This window comes from Dehalococcoidia bacterium (assembly GCA_025054935.1).
In the GTDB taxonomy this organism is placed as follows: Bacteria; Chloroflexota; Dehalococcoidia; order SpSt-223; family SpSt-223; genus JANWZD01.
Window position 1 is genome coordinate 253,244 of the sequence record JANWZD010000003.1, and the last position, 19,818, is coordinate 273,061.

A 19,818-nucleotide genomic window follows, 5' to 3' on the forward strand; every position below is an offset into this window, starting at 1 on the left:
GCTAGCCCCACTCCAAGCCGCGGTCCTTCGGCACGATGCGGCGCAGCGTGTAGACATCGCTGCTGCTCAGGTCATCGCGATAGCGCCCGAGGTCGCGCCACGGATCCCACACCGCGCTGATCAGCTTGCCCGTAATTCCATCGCTCGCCGAGGAGGCGAGCCAGACCGCAAGCGCTGCCGCTTGGTCGATCGGCGCGCCGCCCTCGTCCCGCTGGCGGAGGGCGCGCCGGTAGTACTCCTCGCCGACCCGCTCCGGTCCTGCCGCGATGATCTCGTCGAGCATCCCGGTGTTGATGGCGCCGGGAGCGATCGCGTTGACGTCGATCCTTGCGTCGCGCACTTCAAGCGCGAGCGACTCGACGAAACGGACCACCGCTGCCTTGGAGGCGGCGTAGGCCGTGAGGTAGGGCATCGGGCTGGTTGCGCCGCCTCCCGACAGCTGGATGATCTTCCCGCCGCCATGGGCGCGGAGGTGAGGCAGCAGGGCGCGCGCGGCGTAAACTGAGCCGATGAGGTTGACCCGGAGCGCCTGCTCCCACTCCTCCCACGCGATCGTCTCGAGCCGTCCTTTCGGCCCGTAGATCCCGGCGTTGTTAACGAGGATGTGCACGCGCCCGAACGTCTCCACCGCTTGAGAGATGAGAGCGTCGATCTGGGCGCGCTCGCCCACATCGACCGCCAGGGAACGGAGCTGCTGGCCTGCGCCGAGCCGCGGACGGAGCGCTGCCTCCGTTTCAGCGAGCGCTTGGGACGAACGGGCGGCGATCAAGACGCTCGCGCCTGCCTCGACAAACGCCTCGGCGATTGCGCGGCCGATCCCGCGGCTCGCGCCGGTGATAATGGCGGTCCGGCCAGCGAGGACCCCGCTCACTCGCGCACCAGCAGGATGTCCGGATTCGCGATCAGCCAGTCGAGGGTGCGGATAACTCCCTCCCGGATCGACAGTTTCGGCCGCCAGCCGAGAGCGCGGACGCGGCGGGTGTCGAGGAAGATGAACGGACTGTCGCCGACCCAGCCGCGGTCTCCCCCGGTGTAGGTGATCGTCGGCGTGAGCCCCAGCCGCTCTGTGATCCAGCGGACCGAGTCGTTCACCTCGCAGTACTCGTCGGTGCCGAGGTTGTAGATGTTCACGCGGGCGTCGGCCTTCTCAATGACGCAGAGCATGGCATCGATGCAGTCTTGGACATAGAGGTACGATTTTCGCTGCCTGCCGTTGCCGAGCACCTCAAGGCGGGTAGGATCGGCGCGAAGTTTCTTATAGAAGTCGAAGACATGCCCGTGGGTATACCGTTCACCGAGAATAGAGACGAAGCGGAAGATGTACGCTTGAAAGCCGAAGCCTTCGCAGTAGGCGGTGATCAGCCCCTCGCCGGCGACTTTGGACGCCCCGTAAAGCGAAGTCTGGATTGGGAAGGGCGCGTCTTCAGGCGTTGGGAAAACGGTCGCGTCGCCATAGACGGAGCCGGTGGAGGAGAAGGCGATCCGCCGAACCCCGCTGACCCGCATCGCTTCAAGGACGTTGAACGTCGCGATCGTATTCTGTTCGAGGTCCTTCTTCGGATGCTTCGTCCCGTGGCGGACATCGGCATTAGCGGCGAGATGGACAACAAAGTCCACTCCTGCCATTGCCTTGGTCAACTGGTCGCAGTCGAGCAGGTCGGCGGTGATCAGCGTCAACCGCGGCGACCGCAGCGCATCGTCGAGAAAGCGCAGTTGGCCGGTTGAAAAATTGTCATAGACAACGACCTCGTGGCCGTCGCGGAGTAATCGGTCGACGAGGTGGCTCCCGATAAAGCCCGCGCCGCCAGTCACAAGCCATTTCACGACCCAGTTCCCCGCAAGACAACGAAGATCGTTCGCCACAAGATCTTCAGGTCGAGCCACAGCGACCAGTTGTCGATGTATTCCAAGTCCATGCGCACCCAATCATCGAAATTGTTGATGGCGTTGCGTCCCCGCACTTGCCAGAGGCAGGTGATGCCGGGGCGGATGCTCAGCTTCCGCTTGTGCCAAAACTCATAGCGTTCGAGTTCATGGGGGCCTGCGGGACGCGGTCCGACGAGGCTCATGTGCCCTTGAAGCACGGTCCACAGTTGGGGAAGCTCGTTAATGTCGAACTTGCGCAGCCACTTGCCGAGGGGGGTGACGCGGGGGTCATTCTTGATCTTGAACACTGGCCCGCTCATCTCGTTGAGATGAGCGAGCTTCTCCTTCGCTTCGTCGCCGGCGGTCATGGTTGTGAACTTCCAGCTGGTGAATCGGACGCCGTTCTGGCCGACAACGTGCCAAGGATAGAAGACGGGAAGATGCGGTGTCGTGATCTTGATCAAAATGGCCGTCACCAGAAAGACCGGCGATAAGACCACTAGCAAAATCGACGCTACGACGATATCGAACAGCCGCTTGAGGAACAGATCCTCCGAGTTGAACTTGGGCGGCTGGAGGATCACAGCCGGTAAGTGAAGCGGCTCGTTATGGTAGACCAGCCGCAGCGATTGCTGCTCGAGGGTAGTGAGCGCCTCCGGGATCACCCACAGCAGCACGCCGAGGTAATCGCACGCCCGGATCACCGGGCCGATCCAGTTGCCTCCTTGGGCAGGATGCATCACGAAGACTTGATGGGTCGGCTTGGTGATCAAGATGTCGTTGATATCCTCGACATTCCCCAAGCAGGGGATCACTGTCCCGTCGAGTGTCAGCGCTGGCTGATCCGGACGAACCCGCAGGTAGCCGAGGATGCTGTACTCGGCTGGTGAGGTGTTCTCGGCGAGATAGCGCGCCAGCCACGAGAGTCCGGAGTGATCGCCGATCAGGAGAACGCTGCGCGCATAGTAGCCGGCCTTCTGGCGACGGCGGAAATAGGCGCGCAGCAGGAGGCGCGAGCCGCCAAAGGCGAGCGCCGCCAGCGCCGCGAACGTCGCAAGGAACAGCCGGTTTGAATCGGTGGAGCGGAAGGCGAGAAGGACAAGCGCGATCATGCCGAGCGCGACCACCGGGGCGACGACCGCTCCGACGACAATGCGGGTGAGGGACTGCTCTAGGAGCGGACGGTAGTTGCCGCACGCCGACAGCGTCACGAGCGCGCTGACGGCGAAGATCGGCGCTATCCAGAGCACCTCGGTGACCGGGGGGAGATACCAGGGATATGGAAAGGCGCTCGCGATCTCGCTCGGGACGAAGCGGCTGAGGTGAGGGCTGACCAGCGGGACGGCGAGATTGTAGAGCCGGCGTGCGACAAGATACGCAACAGCAAAGGCAGCGCCGACAGAGAAGAGGTCGAGCGCCCAGAAGACCCGCCGCGGGATCACCGGCGCCGTCCTCGCTGGGTCGGCCAGTGTGACCGGTTCCGACGGCTTTCACGCCACACTGCTCGCCCTTTCTGTTGCCACCGGTTGACGAGGCCGCGAGAGCGGTTTTGTCCCTCGGAACATCTGGCTCGCTGTTCGCTCGCTTGCTCGGTCGGACGCCGGAAGAAGTATATCATTGCCTGCGAGCAGGGCGATGGCGCGCCGCTTCCGCGGCCCAGCGACGCCGGCGCCGCTGCCCGCCAAGGCGGTGCAAGGAGGGGGGCTCGGCGCGCTCTTCCCGTTGCCGCAGGGCGCCGACGATGCTACGCTACCCCTGTTGTCGCCGAAGGACGGGTGAGCTCGAGGCGGCCAGGGCAGGGGATGAGCGCGGTCATTCGCCAGTATCTCGCGACGGCAGAGGCGGCGCGCCAAGCGCTCGACCTTGGCGCGCTCGCTGCCGCTGCCGCCCGCATCGCCGAAGCGCGCGCTTGCGGCGCGACCGTCTTCCTTTGCGGGAATGGCGGCAGCGCCGCAACCGCCTCCCACTTCGCGACTGACCTGCAGAAATCGACCCGGGTTGGCGGGCAGCCGCCGGTTCGCGCCATCGCGCTGAACGACAACGTCAGCGTCCTGACGGCGTGGGCAAACGATGTCGACTACTGCCGGGTGTTTGCTGAGCCGCTCGCTACTTTCGCGCGCCCCGGGGATGTGCTCGTCGCTATCAGCGCCAGCGGGAATTCGCCGAATGTTCTGGAGGCCGTCGCGACTGCGGAGGCGCTCGGCCTGACGATTATCGGGCTGACGGGATTCGACGGGGGGGCGCTCCGTTCACGCTCGACGATCTCGATCCACATCCCTGTGCACTCGTATGAGATCGCAGAGGATATTCACCTGATGGTCTGCCATCTCATCACGACCTTGTTGAAAGCAGGGGCGGCAAGCGCCGATGCAGCGGCCGATCACGTCACTGACGGCGCGCTTTCGCCTGTGCGCTCATGAATGCCGCCCGCCGATAGAGTGAACTGGGGCGAACGGCGGCCGTTGTCGCGCGCAACCTTCTGCTTGGCGGCAACCTGACTGCGCTTCGGCTCGCTCGTCATCCGCAGCGGCTTCTCAATTACGTCAACGAAGCGCTCTTCTTGTTTCAGACCTTTGCCGATCGCCGCCCGCTTCCTCAGCGATCGGTGTTCGACGCGTTCGGCGTTACTGGCGATGTGACAATCCGGCTTGCGAACCCGCCGGGCGGGACATGGTTTCATGCCATCGCCTCGTACGCGGTCGATATTGTGAGTCTTTGCCTAATCACGCGCATCGTGCAGCCGAACGTCGTTTTCGAGATCGGGACACTCCACGGCTACACGGCGCTTCACTTTGCGCTCAACACGCCGGACGACGCCGAAATTTTCACCCTCGATCTGCCGCGAGGACATGCAGGTCCCCTTCAGCTGGCGACGACCATCGTCGATGACCAGCATATTCGCTCGTCGGTCATGACCAAGCGCTACGTCTTCGACGGCTACCCGGAAGCGCGAAAAATTCGCTGCCTCTTCGGCGATAGCGCCACGTTCGACTTCTCGCCGTTTTACAATCGTGTCGGCCTCTTCTTTATCGACGGCGCGCATTCTTACGAATATGTGCGCTCAGACACGCTCAACGCCCTGAAGTGCTGTCCGCCGGGGGCGGTGATCGCTTGGCATGACTTCGGGCGCCTTGGCGTAAATGGCGTCACGCGCTGGCTGGCAACGCTTGCTCCTCACTACGACATCGTCGCCACTCCCGGCGGCTCGCTCGCGTACCTCATCGTCAAATAACCGCGAGGACGAGCGGCGCTGCTCGCTAGGAGGACAGCGGCTGGCAGCTGCGGCGGCAGCAGAAGGCTGGCGCTCCCGCTCAACCTGGCGCGGCACATTCCCTTCGAGAAAACAGCGCCGCTGCGGGGCTTGGGGAACAGCGCCCCTCGTTAGTGCCCACCAGCGAAGAGCCTCGATCGCGTTCGGAGCGTTCCCCCGTGCTCGCTGCCTTGCGTCATGAGGCGAAGAGGGCGGCGCTGGCCGACCAGCAGCCTTGCGCAAGGGCGCGCCATCTTACGGCCGCGCTGGAGAGCGCATGAACGCGCGCCGCCTCTCCTCGCTCTGCTCCGCCAGCGCTGTGCTGCCGCGCGCGGACGGACGGCCGCTGCGCTCACGCGGGAAAGCTCCTCCAGCGGACGGGTCGATTTGGCGGTTCGGGCGCGGGCGGCTGCTGCGGCCGGATGCGCCCAGAGGGGCAGGTATAGCAGAACGAGCGGTTCGTTGTTCACCTCAAGGGAGGTGATATACTTTCCAAGCCTCCGCCGCGCGCGGAGCGGAGACCCCATGCGCTACGAAGCCGTCATTGGCCTAGAAGTTCACGCTCAGCTTATCACCAAGACCAAGATGTTCTGTTCGTGCAGCGCGGCCTACGCCGATGCGCCGCCGAACAGCATCGTCTGCCCGATCTGCTTGGGAATGCCCGGCACCTTGCCTGTCGCCAACAAGCAGGCAATCGACTACACCATCATGACTGGGCTTGCGCTCGGGTGCTCTATCCCGGAGTGGGCGAAGTTCGACCGCAAGAACTACCCCTATCCGGACCTGATGAAGGGGTATCAGATCTCCCAGTATGACGCCCCTCTCTGTGTCAATGGCGCGCTTTCGATCACCCTGCCCGATGGCACGCGCCGCCGGATCGGCATCATCCGCGTGCACTTGGAAGAAGATACGGCGCGCCTCCTCCACCGCGCCGATCCCAGCGGCGAGACGTATTCGCTGATCGACGTCAATCGCGCTGGGATCCCGCTGCTGGAGATTGTCAGCGCGCCCGACCTGCGCACCCCGGAAGAGGCAAAACTGTACTTGCAGAAGCTGCGCCGTATCCTGCGCTATCTGGGCGTCTCAAGCGGCAACATGGAGGAAGGTAGCTTCCGCTGCGACGCCAACATCTCGCTGCGGCCGCTGGGTGCGACGGAGTTTGGCGCGAAGGTCGAGATCAAGAACATGAACAGCTTTGCCGCGGTCGAGCGGGCGCTCAGCTATGAGATCGCTCGTCAAACCGAACTGCTGGACCGCGGCGAGCGCATTGTCCAAGAGACGCGCGGCTGGGTCGAAGACAAAGGCAGTACGGTCGGGCAGCGCAGCAAGGAGCACGCCCACGACTACCGCTACTTCCCCGAGCCGGACTTGCCGCCGCTGGTCATTGACCGGGCGTGGGTGGAGCGGCTCCGCGCTGCGATGCCGGAACTGCCGGACGAGAAAGAGGAACGCTACCGCACTCTGCTCGGCCTGAGCGACTATGACGCGCGGCAGCTTGTTGCCGACCGCCACGTCGCCGAATACTTCGAGGCGGCCCTTGCCGCGTCGTCGGGAGGGAACGGCCGCGCCAAGGCCCTTGCCAATTGGATCATCAACGATGTCAACGCGGTGCTCAACGCGCGCGGCATCGATATCACGGCCTTCCCCGTGCGTCCTCACGACTTGAATGAGCTGCTCGACCTCGTCGACTCGGGCGAGATCAGCCTCAAGATTGCGCGCGATGTCTTTGCTCGCATGGTCGAAACCGGGCGCTCGGCGACGGCGATCGTGGAGGAGCAGGGGCTGCGCCAAATTTCCGACGACGCGGTCGTGCTCCGCGCGATCGACGAGGCGATGGCAGAGAACCCGAAGGCGGTCGAAGATTATCGGGCTGGCAAAGCGGCTGCGCTTGAGTTCCTCTTCGGCAAGGTGATGAAGGCGACCCGCGGCAAGGCGAACCCGCAGCTGACGCGCCGTCTCTTGAGCGAGAAACTTGGATCGGTCTGAGCCGCAGCGCCCCGGGATCAATTGGGCGGTCGTGCGCACGACCGCCCACCGCGCTGTCGGCGACAACTGGCTCGAAGTCGGCGAGCCTCTCGAGCAGCTCCGCGCGCGCTATGCCGCCTTCGTCGCCGACGCGAAACACCTGATCGCCGAGTTCACCGGCTGGTCCCTGCCGGCTGTGCCGGAGAATGTCGACGTCACCGACCGCGAGGGGTGGGTCGACGTCAATATCGATCAGTTTCGCCGGCTGTTCGACGCGCTCACCCCTGCGTTCCTTCCTGAGCCCGGACCAAGCGCGCTCAATCGTGTTCTTGCGGGGGCAGGCGCCACTGCGCTCTCGGTGCAGGTCGGCTTGCTGCTCGGTTTTCTCGCGCGGCTGGTGCTCGGGCAGTTCGATGTCGCGCTCTTCGGCGCCGCCGCCGACCGGCGGGTACTCTTTGTCGAGCCGAACATTCAGGGGATGATCGAGTCGATGGGGGTCGACCCCGACTCGTTTCGCTTCTATCTCAGCCTCCACGAGACCACGCATGCCGCCGAGTTCGCCGCACACCCGTGGCTGGCTGAGTATCTAATGGACTTGCTTCGCGAATATGCCGGCTCGGCCGGCGACAACTCCCTCTCCGCTCTTCTCGGGCATCTGGTCGGTCATTATCTCGACGACGAGCCGGCCGGCGCGCTCGGCCACTTGATCTCGGAGGAGCAGCGCGCCATCTTTGCCCGGCTTCAGGCCGTGATGAGCCTAATCGAGGGGTACAGCGATTACGTGATGCACGAACTCGCCCCCCGCCGGCTGCGAGACGCTGCGGCAATCGAGCGGGAATTCGCCGCGCGGCGTCAGCACCGCTCGGCGCTCCGCCGGGTTCTCTTCCAGCTGACCGGCCTCGATCTCAAGCTCGCCCAGTATGAGATGGGCAGACAGTTTGTCTCGCAGGTCATTGAACAGGCCGGCCGCGCTGCTATCGACCATGTTTGGCGCGGCCCCGAATCGCTCCCCACGCTGAGTGAGATCCAGCACCCCTCCCGCTGGCTCAAACGGATGGGGTTCGCCGCATCGGCCGAGGACGAGAGGTGAGCCGTGCTCCGAGCCGGTCCGGTCGCTCTCGCGGTTCTGAGCGCGGCGGCGCTCGCCTTTGCGCTGCGGGTTGCCGGGCTCGGCACCCAAAGCCTGTGGTATGACGAGGGGTTCAGCGTCTTCCTTGCCTCCCGGCCGCTTGCTGACATCACGCAGCTGACTGCCGGCGATATCCATCCGCCGTTCTACTACTACCTCCTGCACGGATGGATCGCGCTCACCGGCACGAACGAATTTGCGCTCCGCTTTCTCTCCCTCCTTCCTTCTGTGCTGACTGTCCCGCTAGTCGCGCGTCTTGCCGGCCGCGGGGGGCGGGTGGCGGCGGCAGTCGGCGCGATTTTCGCCGCCTGCGCTCCAGCAGCGGTGTGGTATGGCCAAGAAGCGCGGATGTATGCGCTGGTAGTCTTCCTTGTCGCGCTTTCGCTCGACCGCTTCCTCGCTCTTCTCGAGCGCGGGAGCGTGGTTGCCGGCGCGGGCTGGGGCATCGCGTCAGTCACCGCCATCTACAGCCACTTCTATGGCGCGTTCGTCGTGGCAGCAGAAGCGGTGGTCGCCGCAGCGTGGGCGCTTCTCCACCTCTGCAGGCCTGCCGGGCGCCGTCGGGCGGCCGCCTTTGCCGCGGGCTTCGCCCTGATCGCGCTCTCCTACCTTCCATGGCTCAGCCCGGCACTGACGCGGCTGGAAGGCGACGCGAGCTACTACCAAGGCGCAATCGATCCTGCGCAGGTGTTCCGGGAGGCCTCGACCCTGATTGCCGTGGGAGGAACCCTCGACGGCGTTCTTGTGCCGGTTGGGGGGATCGCCTTTGGAGTCGCGCTGCTGGGCGGCGTCTGGGCGCTCCGCCGCCGGCCGCTTTTCGTCAGCCTCTATCTCGCTGCGGTTGCGCTGCCCGTCGTGCTGCTTCTCCTCGTTAGCTGGAACCGCCCGAAGTTCCATCCGCGTTACCTCCTGATTACCCTTCCCGCTGCGCAGGCGCTTGCCGCGGGCGGGGTCGGCTGGCTTCTCGCGCCCTCTCGGCTGCGCGGCGGTCGGATTGCCGGCGCCGGTCTTGCCCTCTCGCTCGCGGTGCCGTGGGCGGTGTCGCTCACCAATGCTGCCTTCGACAGCCGCTACGCGCGGGATGACTGGCGGGCGGCGGTCGCCGCGCTTGAGGTTGCCCCCGATGATGCGGTTGTTCTGGTCTCGGGCCACGCCTTCCCCGTCTTCGCCTACTACTACGGCAACCGGCCATTCACGCCGCTGCCCGAGGTGCTCACTCTCTCCACCCGCGAGACGCTCGGCTACCCCGTGGCCGCCGTTTTGAATGACCTCGCCGCGCGCGCCCGTCGGCTTTGGGTGGTGCGCTGGCAAGATGAGGTGGTTGATCCGAACGGCGTGCTTACGCGGCTGCTCCTCTCGGGCGCGGACCGCGAACCGCTCGACGCAGCCCCGCACGGCGTCGGTATCGAACGCTACCGCTTCCGACCGGGAGCACAGTTTGCAGCCGCGCCGGCGATCGCCCACCAGGTGGAGGCAAACTTCGGCAACGCACTCCGCTTGCTCGGCTATGACCGTCTCGGCGCCGAGCCTGCAGCGCCGCTCGCTGTCTCCGCGGGCGAGAGCATGACGCTGACGTTCTACTGGCAGGCGATGGGCGAGCTGCAGGCAGACTATAAGGTGGCGCTTCGTCTCGTCGACGAGCGCGGGATCGTCTGGGGCCGCAACGACCGGCGGCCAGCGGCCTATTTCTATCCGACAGTGCGTTGGAAGCCCGGCGAGATCGTCTTTGGCGACCTGCCTGTGCCCCTCGACCCGACCACGCCTCCCGGCGTCTATTGGCTGGAGGTTGAGGTGTATGCAGAAGACGGCCCTCGTCTTGCGCCGCTCGATGTGCTCGATGCGCTTGGCAACCGGGCCGGCCACGCGCTGCGGCTCGCCCGTCTCCACGTCCTAGTGCCGTCGGGCGCGCAGCCGCCCGTCACCCTCGCGCGGTCGACCAGCGCCTTCTTGGGGGGGGTCCAGGTTGTCGGCCTTCCCCCCCGGCGGGACCTCGGCGTGGTGCGCCCCGGCGAGCGGGTGCTGCTCGAGCTCTATTGGCGGCGAGCTGCGGGCGGCGCTGTGGGGCTCGTTGCTCGACTGCAGCAAGGGGAGCGCCTGATTGCAGAACGGAGCGACCCCCTCGGCAGGAGCGACGAGATCGAGCAATGGCCGGCGGGCTGGACGTGGCGAGCGCTCTGGACCTTCTCGATCCCCCCCGACGCTCCTGCAGGACCAGTCGAGGCGCAGCTCTTCGACGGGCAAACCGCGCTTACCCTCCTCACCGCGACGGTCGACCCCGGAGAGCGGTCTTTCATTCTGCCCGCCGACCTCGCGATCCCGCTTGCGGCACCGTTCGGCGATCTTGCTGTTCTTCGCGGGTGGGAGGCCGACCGGCTGACGGCACCGGCAGGCCAGGCCTTCACTATTCGTCTCGTCTGGCAGGCGCGCCGCGCCTCACACACCCCGCTGAAAGTGTTTCTCCATCTTGTCGACCAGACAGGACGGGTTGTTGCCCAGCGCGACGCGGAACCGGGTGACGGCCGCTGGCCAACGACGGGGTGGCTTCCTGACCAAGTGGTGATCGACCGGGCGTTGGTGACGCTGCCCACCACATTGCCCCCCGGCGAATACGGCATCGTGGTGGGGCTGTACGATCCGGTCAGCGGCGAGCGGCTGCCGACCAGCGGAGGTGACAGCCTTCGTCTCGGCACAATCACTGTTCAGTGAGCCTGGTATACTGCCGCGAAATTCCCCGAGGTGGCGATGTCTTCCCGAGAAGGCGCGGAAAACCTGTGGCTGGCGAAGGCGCTGTTTGATCTCGGCGGCATTCAGTTCGGGAATTTCACCTTTCCTCACGGCACCCTCAATTCGCCGATTTATGTCAATCCGCGCGTGCTGATCAGCGAGCCGGAAGTGCTGCGCCGCACCGCAGAAGTGATCGCGCATGAAACGGCCTCGGGCTCGCTCCGCCGTCGGCCGCGCGTCTCGCCCTTCACCCTCGTTGCCGGGGTGCCGTTCGGCGGGCTTCATCTGGCAACCGCCTATTCTCTGCTGACGGGCACCCCGATGATCTATCCCCGCCCGCCGCGCACGGGCGGCCTCGGCGACATCATTGAGGGGCGGTTTCGGGAAGGGCAGACCGTCCTGATCATCGATGACCTCATCACTCATGGCGGGAGCATTCTGCAAACGAAGTCGCTTCTCGAGGAAGCAGGACTGCGCGTCCGCGACGCAGTCGTCCTTGTCGACCGAGAAGCGGGGGGCGCCGAGCGTTTGAGACGGCACGGCATCAACCTCATCGCCATCCTGAAGTTGAAGACGATGCTCAATCACTATCTCGCTCTCGGGCTGATCAGTTCTGAAGACTTTCACCGCAGCATGGCCTACCTCGAGAAGCCCTCGATCGACCTAGGAAGCGAAGCGAGCGGCGCCTAGCGTCCGCTGGTTCTCCGTTCCGAATCGCCTGCTTAACTGCTAGTCGCCAGCCGAGCGTTGCAGTAGGCTGGAGGCTGCGGGCGGATAGGCGAGACGGTGCACTGGATCTGGCCGATCCTCATCGTGATAGCGCTGACGCTCAGCGGCTGCAGTCGAGGGCGGACGCTTCCGGACGACCCGGCGCTCGGGCTGCGCACGCCCCCGACCCCGAGCCCGACGCCGCCTCGGTTGCCTGAGTCAGGAAGGACCACGAGCCCGTCCCCGCGGGCAACCGCAACGGAGATAGCAGGGGCGCCCGCCTTGACATCCCCGCGGTTTGTCCTGCCGACGATCGCGGCGCCGACGCTTGTCCCGACCTCGGCTCCCCCGGCGACGCCGACCCCGCCTGCCGCAGGGTCGCTTCCCCCCCCTCCTGAACCGCCGACCCCCGATGTCCAGCTGCGGGCGCCGAGACCGGCCGTGACGCCGTTCGCGCCGCCAGCCGAGCCGACTGTGCCGCGACCGCGCGAAACCGCGACGCCCATCCTCACTCCGTCCCCGACGCCGCGGCCGGTGCACTCCCCGACGGTCCCGCCCCGGCCGACCGAGACCCCCACCCCCTCGCCCCGGCCGACGGAAACGCGCACCCCGACAGCGACCCGTGAGCCGCCTACGACGCCGACCCCCGCTCATCCCTTTGTCGTCGAGCGCACCTACAGCGCCCCGAACTGTGCTGCGACAGAGGTCCGCGGGCGTTTCTTAGACAAGGCCGGACGAGGCGTGGCGGGCAATGTGGTGCGCGTGACGCCGCTCCATCGCGATGCAGCGCCCATTCTCGGATTGCCGAGCCGCGCCGATGGCACGTATGAGGTCGTCCTCCGGCAGGGACCAGAAGCTGGCCGCTGGCAGGTGCAGGCGCTTGCTGCGGGGGGACAGCCGCTTTCGCCGCCGATCCTCGTCGAGACGACAGCCGACCACTGCCGCTCCGCGGCAGGACGACAGACGGTCTACGTTGAGTTCCGGCAGGCGCGCTAGAAGCTACTCGCTCAGGCCCAGCCGTCTGCCATACAGTTGGAGGTAGAACTCGCGAAACTCGCCCGTGCGGATCGGGCGCCACCAGCTTGTATTCTGCTGGTACCACTCGACGGTTGCGGCAATGGCGGAGCGGAAGTCATGCTGCGGGTGCCAGCCGAGCGCTCGCAGCTTGCTGCTGTCGACCGCGTAACGTCGGTCGTGCCCCGGGCGATCTTCGACGAAGCGGATCAGAGTGCGCGGACGGTTCAGCAGGGAAAGGATCGCGTCGGCGAGGGTGAGCGTGGTGATCTCTTCGTTATTGCCGATGTTGTACACCTCGCCCGGCTGGCCGGCTTCCAGCGCGAGCATGATCGCGCGGCAGTGATCTTCGACGTAGAGATAGTCGCGGATCGCCGTGCCGTCTCCGTAGATCGGGAGCGGCTGGCCCTCGATTGCGTTCGTGATGAAGAGGGGGGCCGCTTTCTCAGGATACTGGTATGGCCCGATCGTGTTAGCGCCCCGAGTGATGACAACATCGAGCCCATAGGTGACATGGTAGGAGAGGGCGAGGAGATCGCCCGCCGCCTTCGCCGCCGCATAGGGGCTGCGCGGCGCGACAGGATCGCGCTCGGTCGAGCGGCCGCTGAGAACCTCTCCATACACTTCGTCCGTGGATACGTGGAGGAAGCGGCGGGGGCGGAAAGCACGGCATGCCTCGAGCAGCACGTAGACCCCATGAACGTTGGTGCGAAGAAAGGCAGAGGGGTCAAGCACCGAGCGGTCGACGTGGCTCTCCGCCGCGAAATTGACGATCGCGTCGACAGGCTCGCTTTCGAGGACGCGCCGGACTGCCTCGGGGTCAGCGATATCCCCTTGGACAAAGCGGAACCGGGGGTCGCGATCGAGCCCGGCGAGATTAGCAAGATTGCCGGCGTAGGTCAGTTTGTCGAAGACGATCAGCCGCTCAAGGTCTGACCGCTGCAGCGCGAGCCGCACCCAATTGCTGCCGATGAACCCCGCGCCGCCGGTCACCAGCAGTCGCTTCACGTGTTCCTCCTCGGCCAGGGCGTTCGCGCTGCTCCCCAGCATTCCTCGCTCGTTTGCCGGGCGCAGCGGCAGCGCCGTTCCCGCCCCGCAGGGCAGGAGGCCGATACCCCGTCCGTCTCCTTGCGCCTAGAGAAGATCGCCTCAACTCGCCGGGGAAAGCACCAGGCGCCGCACCTTGCGGATCGCTTTCTTCGGCGATGCATACCGCTTCCAAGCGGCGCGGAGCGTGCGTCGAAGCTGGTTGGTCCATTTCCGCTTTTTCGACTCTTCGAGCGCCCACATCAAGAACTGGATATCCTGCCCGACAATCTTCGTTTCGGTCGGGTTGCGCCGGAAACTGTTGTGGTCGGAGACGGTCGAGATGCCGTGCTCCATGCAGTAGTCATACAGATCGGAGCCCGGATGGGGCGTGTAGAACGACGGGCTGTAGTAATCGGGGTCGATCTCTTTCAGCATCGAGATCGTCTCGCGCGTCTCCTCGGGCGTCTCGGTCGGAATGCCGAGCATGTAGTTCGCCCAGATTGTCAGGCCGTACTTCTTGCACACTTTCGCGGCGTCGAGGTTCTTTTGGCGCGTCGTCCCCTTGTGAATGAACTTGAGGACACGGTCGGACCCGCTCTCGAAGCCGATGAAATAGCCTTTCAGGCCGACTGAGGCCATTAGGGCGACCATGTCTTCATGCTTGACGATGATATCGGCGCGGCTTTGGCAGAAAAACGGCTGGGTGAACCCCTCGGCCTTATAGGCGGCACAGAACTCTTCAACCCATTTCCGGTCTTCGGTCAGGCAGTCATCGTGGAACATGAAGCTGCGGAAGTGGTAGCGGTCCCGCAGCTCTTTCAGTTCCTGGATGACATTGGCGACGCTGCGGCGGCGGGTGCCGCGACCGAACATGAAATCTTCATGCGGCTTGCAGAAGTTGCAGGTGTAGCGGCAGCCGCGCCCCGCGATGACGGTGACGAACGGGCCGGGCAGTTCGGGGATGAACGGCACTTCCGGTGAGTCGAGGTCATAGCCGAACTTGCGCCACTCATTGAGAAACAGGTCGCGGTCGGCGAAGGGCAGCTGGTCGAGCACCGGGTGAATGCCGCGTAGCACGCGGTCTGCTGGCCGCCGATCCTCATGGATCGCTTTGAGCAGGTTGGTGAAAGTGATCTCGCCCTCGCTCACCACCGTGTAGTCGATATTCGGGTTGCGTGCGCATTCTTCCGTCGCGACTGTCGGGTGCGGGCCGCCGACGACGGTGATGATCGAGGGGTCGACTTCCTTGACGATCTTGACCGCTTCCATCACCGGGTTGTAGTCGACGCTCATCATGCTGAACCCGGCGACCTGCGGACGGCGCGCCTCGACCTCCTGACGGAAGTGCGCCCAGTCCCGCAGCGCGCGCAGATCGATCAAGTCCATGGGGAAGCCTTGGCTCTTGCCGTAGGCAGCGATTGAGCAGAGGCCATGGCTAATCCAGCCGGAGTCCATGCCCTGCTTCAAGCTGTTGAAGCCTTTGCCGGCGATCCCGGCGTAGACCAGTGTTGTTCGCAGCATCGCAACTCCACTCCCGGCCGATTGCCTCGACGGCGGGGATATGCTCTATGGAATCCCCACTCGGCTATGGTCTCCCAACAGCAGCCGCGTCGCGACCGGCTTTGCCTGGGCATGACGCACTTCAGCAAATCGGCCGATCAGGCTGTCCTCAATGCGGGTCGGGAAATTCTCGATGATAGCGTGCTCCAAGACAATCGAATGCTCGATTTCGCTGTTGACGATCCGGCAGTCGTGATCGATCGCGGAGAAAGGACCGATAAAGCTGTTGACGATCTCGCAGTTCTCCCCGACGATCACCGGCCCCCGCAAGTGACTGTTGATGATCCGCGCCCCGCGCGCAATGATCACTTTACCGACGAGCCGTGAGGCGGCGTCGACCTCTCCTTCCACGCTGCCCTCGAGGGTCTCGAGCACCAGCCGATTCGCCTCCAGCATATCTTCCATCTTACCAGTGTCGATCCATGGTGTCGTCAGGATTTCCGCGTCGACCTGCAGCCCCGCATCGACAAGCCACTGGATTGCGTCCGTAATCTCCAACTCGCCGCGGAACGAGGGGCGGATCGCCTCGACTGCCTCGAATACGGTCTGGTCAAAGAAGTAGATACCGACCAAGGCGAGGTCGCTCGGCGGATGCTTCGGTTTTTCCACTAAGCGGATGACGCGGGTGCCGTCCAGTTCGGCGACACCGAAGTTGCGGGGGTCGGGAACGCGAGAGAGCAGGATCTGGGCGTTGGCGGTGCCGCGGCGGAACCGCTCGACGAACGGGCGAATGCCTTCTCGCAGAAAGTTATCGCCGAGGAAGAGAACGAAACGGTCGTTGCCGAGAAAATGGCGGGCAATTTTGACCCCATGCGCAAGCCCCCGCGGCGCATCCTGCTGGATATAGCAGACCGAGGCGCCAAACTTGGAGCCATCGCCGACCGCGGCGATGATCTGCTCGCGCGTGTCGCCGACGACAATGCCGAGGTCAGTGATCCCTGCCGAGACGAGATTTTCGATGGCATAGAAGAGGACGGGCTTATTGGCAACGGGGACGAGCTGTTTCGCCCCCGTATAGGTGAGGGGTCGGAGCCGCGTTCCTTTCCCGCCGGAGAGGATCAGCCCCTTCATTGCCGTGCTCCGACCGCCCACCGCTTCCAGAAGGCCCAGCTGCTCGCCCGCGGCTCGACCGGCGGCAGGTCGATCAGTTCGCCGCGCAGGATGGCCGCCGGCAGGTCCTCGGTCATCGCCTGAGCGCGCGCCTCACCCACCAGTTCGGCGGCGCGCTGCCGCGCCCGCACGATCGCGGTGCTCCGACTGCCGCTTGGCCGATGAGCGTCGGTCGCGATGAGGTGGGCCAAGCCCTCCTGCAGGAACAGTTCTGCTGCTGCCTTGGCGCTCTTTCCGAAGGCGCCGAGCAGGCTCCCGGCCGTGATCTGAGCGAGAACGCCCCGGGCGACCAGCGTCCGGAGGATCGAGGGGTCGCGCTGGAAGGCGACATAGCGCTCAGGATGGGCGAGGATGATGCGGGCTCCCCGAGCTTGCAGCTGGAAAATCGTCTCTTCGACGTACCAGGGATACTCGTGGAACGCTGTCTCCACGAGGAGAAAATCGGTGCCAGCGAGCGGCAGCAGATTACCGGCGTCCCACTGTTGCGGCGAGTCGGGCGTGAGATACAGTTCGCACCCCGGGTGGATCGTCAGCGGAATGTCTTCGGCGGCGAGCGCCGCTTGGAGCGCGCTCACGCGCCGCACGACATCGTCTCTGGGCTGACGCTGGTCGAGCATGTGATGGTGGGGGGTGGCGACGATGTCGCGGATCCCCTCGGCGACTGCCAGCCGCGCCATCGCCAGCGCGTCTTCGTGGCTCTCGGCGCCATCGTCGACGCATGGGAGGATATGACAATGGAGATCTCTCACGCGTGCTACCGAAGCGCCCTTCTGACTGTCGATCGGCGCGAGTATAGAGGGGGGGACGCGGGGAATCAAGGCAGGCGGCTGTCGCGCTGGGTGACGAGGAGCGGGGGCCGGCGCCCGACTGCGACCGGCACGATCGGGGTCCAGTCGGTTTGCGCGCACCAGTCGAGGTCTGCTGCAAGGCCGAGCGTGACAAGGTGGCGGCCGTGCTCGCTCGCGAGGAAGGCCGCGAGCGGGGTGGGGTACGCGCGCGCGCACGCCGCGGCAATGCGCGCGCCGTCGAGGAGGCGAGCTCCGCCCTCCTCCGCCAGCAGCGCGAGCCGGCCGGCGACGTAGACGTCGTCAAGCCCGACAAACCGGCCGCCGCGGTGGCCGGCACAGACGACTACCACATCCTCTCTCAGAGCAAGCGCGGCGGAAGCCGCAGCGGTGAGATTAGCGAGCGCGCCGATGATGACCCGCTTCCGCCGAGCAGCCGCTCGGATGGCAAGCGTGCCGTTTGTCGTGCTGAGGACGAGAGAACGTCCAGCGACGGCGTCGGCGGTGAATGCGCTAGGCGAATTCCCAAAGTCGAACCCCGCCGGGGGCAAGCCGCCTTGCTCGCCGGCGACAAGGAAGCCTCGCCGGCGGCCGTATTCAAGCGCGCGTTCGGGCGAACGCTCGATCGCGACGGCGCGCGCGCCGTTGGCGAGCATCGTCACCATGCTGGTAGTGGCGCGGAGCACATCGACGACGAGAGCGACAGGTGCCTCCGGCAGCGGGTCTGCCGGCCGGAACGCGACGTCCCACCGCATTAGCGCCAGTCGAGACCGCTGCGGTCAGGGATCGAAGGGAGGTAGGGGTCCGGCGCGAGGCAGAAAGCGCGGTGAACAACGCGCGGCTCCGGGATGGCGTCGGGAGAGATGCCGATCGCGCCGGCATCGGGCAAAGAGAGCGGCACTGCCTGCCACAGAGGCGCGCCGTTCACGCGGGGCGGGTTTGCGGCGAGGCCGAAGACAAGCTCCTGATACGGATAGTGGCTCACGGGCTGCGTGCCGGTGTAGGGCGGGCGCGGCCACGGAAAGTCGGGGTTGTTCGGGTTGTTGCGCCAGCTCCAGCTGTTGTAGGCCCAGACGGCGTAGTACCAATGCTCGGCGATTGTCGGGTCGGCGTTGCCGATCGGCGGCGTCGCGTTCCATTTCTGGCCGAGGATCTGGACGCCGTACGCGATGTTGTAGATGTAGTTGCTGGCAATCGCAAGCTGGACCGGACGCGGCAGCTCGCCAGCGTAGCGCATCCCGGTCGATGTCTGCATCACGCCGACGCCGCACCCGCCGCGTCCGGTGAGAACAGGACCGACACTGCCCCGCGCAACGCCGCTCGCTTGTCTCCACCCGCTCTCAACCCACCCGATCGCCTGCGGCAGGACGCAGGGGACCGTCCCGGTGACAATGGTCGTCTCGGGATAGCCGCTCAGCAGTCGCGGGAGACGCGGATAGGAAGGGCCCAGCGTTCCTGCCGCGGCGCGAAGCATGGCCACCTGCGCTTCCGCGTGCGTCGGCTGATACGCCACAGCATTGGTGCCGGCACAATCCTCGGCGGCAGCCTCCTGGAGCGGGTGGACGGGCGAGAGCAGCGCCAGCAGTGCCCCCAGCGCCAACGCCAGCATCAATCGTCGTCTCATTCTTCTCTCCATCCAAGCGGCTCGACGAGACCAGCGAGGCGCACAGTTCGTCGCTGCCCATCTGGCCCGATCAGCTCGAGCCACTCGTCAGTGACAGTGTTCCCCGGGCCGAGCTGGACCGTCCGCGCTGCGACCCAGCCGCTCCGACCGACCGCTGCCGGCAAGGCGACGGTGCCCGGCGCGGCAGCAATGCTCACGACCGGCACCGGCGCTACAGCGACCACCTCGCTCGCCCCTCCTCGGGTGCTGGCGATGCGCAGCGTTCCATCCGGGCCCCACGCGGGATGAACGAACGGCCCAGAGAGGGGCAGCCGCACCACCCCGCCCGGTCCGAGCAGGCCAAGTGTCGGCCCGCTTGCATAGTCGCTGAAGGCGATCCAGCGGCCGTCTGGCGAGAGGGTGAAATCGCGCGCGACGCCGCTCGAAACGTGCGTTCCTTCCTCTCCCTCGGCGCCGATCCAGCTGCCCTCGCTCGCGAGGCGAAGCAGGTGGATCCCTGCGGCGTTCCAGCCAACGGCGTAACGGCCGATCGCGCGGCTGTCGGCGGCGAGTGACCGCGCTGTGCCGTCGGCGACGCTCACCGCGAGCAGTTCGTCGACACTCTCCTGCGGGCCGACCCGCGAACGCCGAACGACGATCTCGCTCTCCTCGGGCGACCAGAGAGGACGCCCACGAACGTCGATGGCGTCGTACAGCTGCGCAACCGTGCCTCGGTCGAGGTCAGCGAGAAGCAGCCGCGCCTCCTGCCCCGCAGGGCGGCCCGGGCTCGCCACCGTCATGGCGACGCGCATGCTTGCGGGCGCGAGCGCCGCGCGGATCCCCATCCCGCCGGGGTCATCGACCGTCAGGCGCGCCGAGAAGCGGCCGGTTAGGTCGATGACGCCGAACGTTGCCGTTGTCCCCGTCCACACCATGACAACGAGGCGCGCCGGTGCGGGCTGCCGCGGCCCGGGAGCGGCCGGCAGCGGGCCGCAGGCCGCGAGCAGCATGGCACAGAGAGCGAGCAGGCGAGCAGACATCACGCGGAGTATAGAGACCGCCCGTCTCGATTTCC

General features: G+C 65.8%; 17 protein-coding genes and 1 pseudogene. 7 read left to right on the plus strand and 11 right to left on the minus strand.

All coding sequences use genetic code 11. The features are described 5' to 3' along the window. Position 1: 1 nt before the first annotated feature. Genes NZ773_05950 through NZ773_05960 form a run of 3 tightly spaced genes read right to left on the minus strand, consistent with a single transcriptional unit; the run spans position 2 to position 3,308 of the window. Positions 2 to 871, minus strand: coding sequence for an SDR family oxidoreductase (locus NZ773_05950; protein MCS6801468.1), 870 nt, complete (start codon positions 869 to 871; stop codon positions 2 to 4). After that, the gene (locus NZ773_05955; GenBank protein ID MCS6801469.1) at positions 868 to 1,824 is read right to left on the minus strand and encodes an NAD-dependent epimerase/dehydratase family protein; all 957 of its coding nucleotides are present in this window, start codon (positions 1,822 to 1,824) and stop codon (positions 868 to 870) included. Before NZ773_05955 ends, NZ773_05950 begins: the two co-directional genes overlap by 4 nt. Then, on the minus strand, positions 1,821 to 3,308 hold the full coding sequence (locus NZ773_05960) for a sugar transferase (GenBank protein ID MCS6801470.1): 1,488 nt from the start codon (positions 3,306 to 3,308) through the stop codon (positions 1,821 to 1,823). The genes NZ773_05955 and NZ773_05960 overlap by 4 nt, the downstream gene beginning before the upstream one ends. Before the next feature lie 360 nt (positions 3,309 to 3,668). Between NZ773_05960 and NZ773_05965 the strand changes: the two genes are divergently transcribed. From NZ773_05965 to NZ773_05990, 6 genes are all read left to right on the plus strand, one after another. Then, the gene (locus tag NZ773_05965; GenBank protein MCS6801471.1) at positions 3,669 to 4,286 is read left to right on the plus strand and encodes an SIS domain-containing protein; all 618 of its coding nucleotides are present in this window, start codon (positions 3,669 to 3,671) and stop codon (positions 4,284 to 4,286) included. A gap of 140 nt (positions 4,287 to 4,426) precedes the next feature. Continuing rightward, positions 4,427 to 5,098 carry a class I SAM-dependent methyltransferase gene (locus tag NZ773_05970; protein MCS6801472.1) on the plus strand — a complete coding sequence of 224 codons (672 nt, stop codon included), beginning with the start codon at positions 4,427 to 4,429 and terminating at the stop codon, positions 5,096 to 5,098. 543 nt (positions 5,099 to 5,641) lie between these two features. Beyond that, positions 5,642 to 7,102, plus strand: a complete 1,461-nt coding sequence (gene gatB, locus NZ773_05975; GenBank protein ID MCS6801473.1) for an Asp-tRNA(Asn)/Glu-tRNA(Gln) amidotransferase subunit GatB — start codon at positions 5,642 to 5,644, stop codon at positions 7,100 to 7,102. Next, entirely contained in the window at positions 7,089 to 8,171 is a 1,083-nt protein-coding gene (locus NZ773_05980) for a zinc-dependent metalloprotease (GenBank protein MCS6801474.1), read from the plus strand. The genes gatB and NZ773_05980 overlap by 14 nt, the downstream gene beginning before the upstream one ends. 3 nt (positions 8,172 to 8,174) lie before the next feature. Then, entirely contained in the window at positions 8,175 to 10,916 is a 2,742-nt protein-coding gene (locus NZ773_05985; GenBank protein ID MCS6801475.1) for a glycosyltransferase family 39 protein, read from the plus strand. Positions 10,917 to 10,952: 36 nt separating this feature from the next. Beyond that, positions 10,953 to 11,624: a phosphoribosyltransferase family protein gene (locus NZ773_05990; GenBank protein ID MCS6801476.1), complete on the plus strand. Its 672-nt coding sequence runs from the start codon at positions 10,953 to 10,955 to the stop codon at positions 11,622 to 11,624. 359 nt (positions 11,625 to 11,983) lie between these two features. Here the strand turns inward: NZ773_05990 and NZ773_05995 are convergent. After that, positions 11,984 to 12,082 (minus strand): annotated as a pseudogene (locus tag NZ773_05995) (hypothetical protein). Between the two features lie 94 nt (positions 12,083 to 12,176). Between NZ773_05995 and NZ773_06000 the strand changes: the two are divergent. Further along, positions 12,177 to 12,638, plus strand: a complete 462-nt coding sequence (locus NZ773_06000; protein ID MCS6801477.1) for a hypothetical protein — start codon at positions 12,177 to 12,179, stop codon at positions 12,636 to 12,638. A 3-nt stretch (positions 12,639 to 12,641) separates the two neighbouring features. On the opposite strand, the gene rfbB is transcribed toward NZ773_06000, so the two are convergent. The 7 genes from rfbB to NZ773_06035 all read right to left on the minus strand — a co-directional run bounded on the left by rfbB (position 12,642) and on the right by NZ773_06035 (position 19,783). Then, positions 12,642 to 13,664: a dTDP-glucose 4,6-dehydratase gene (gene rfbB, locus NZ773_06005; protein MCS6801478.1), complete on the minus strand. Its 1,023-nt coding sequence runs from the start codon at positions 13,662 to 13,664 to the stop codon at positions 12,642 to 12,644. 141 nt (positions 13,665 to 13,805) lie between these two features. Then, positions 13,806 to 15,206 (minus strand): B12-binding domain-containing radical SAM protein, encoded by a 1,401-nt coding sequence (locus NZ773_06010; protein MCS6801479.1) that lies wholly within the window; start codon positions 15,204 to 15,206, stop codon positions 13,806 to 13,808. A gap of 45 nt (positions 15,207 to 15,251) precedes the next feature. Further along, positions 15,252 to 16,316 (minus strand): glucose-1-phosphate thymidylyltransferase, encoded by a 1,065-nt coding sequence (locus NZ773_06015; protein MCS6801480.1) that lies wholly within the window; start codon positions 16,314 to 16,316, stop codon positions 15,252 to 15,254. Then, positions 16,313 to 17,104 carry a protein-tyrosine-phosphatase gene (locus NZ773_06020; protein MCS6801481.1) on the minus strand — a complete coding sequence of 264 codons (792 nt, stop codon included), beginning with the start codon at positions 17,102 to 17,104 and terminating at the stop codon, positions 16,313 to 16,315. The genes NZ773_06015 and NZ773_06020 overlap by 4 nt, the downstream gene beginning before the upstream one ends. A gap of 65 nt (positions 17,105 to 17,169) precedes the next feature. Continuing rightward, on the minus strand, positions 17,170 to 17,895 hold the full coding sequence (locus tag NZ773_06025; GenBank protein ID MCS6801482.1) for a 2-phosphosulfolactate phosphatase: 726 nt from the start codon (positions 17,893 to 17,895) through the stop codon (positions 17,170 to 17,172). Next, positions 17,895 to 18,764: a hypothetical protein gene (locus NZ773_06030; GenBank protein ID MCS6801483.1), complete on the minus strand. Its 870-nt coding sequence runs from the start codon at positions 18,762 to 18,764 to the stop codon at positions 17,895 to 17,897. Before NZ773_06030 ends, NZ773_06025 begins: the two co-directional genes overlap by 1 nt. After that, the gene (locus tag NZ773_06035) at positions 18,761 to 19,783 is read right to left on the minus strand and encodes a hypothetical protein (protein ID MCS6801484.1); all 1,023 of its coding nucleotides are present in this window, start codon (positions 19,781 to 19,783) and stop codon (positions 18,761 to 18,763) included. The genes NZ773_06030 and NZ773_06035 overlap by 4 nt, the downstream gene beginning before the upstream one ends. Positions 19,784 to 19,818 lie beyond the last annotated feature (35 nt).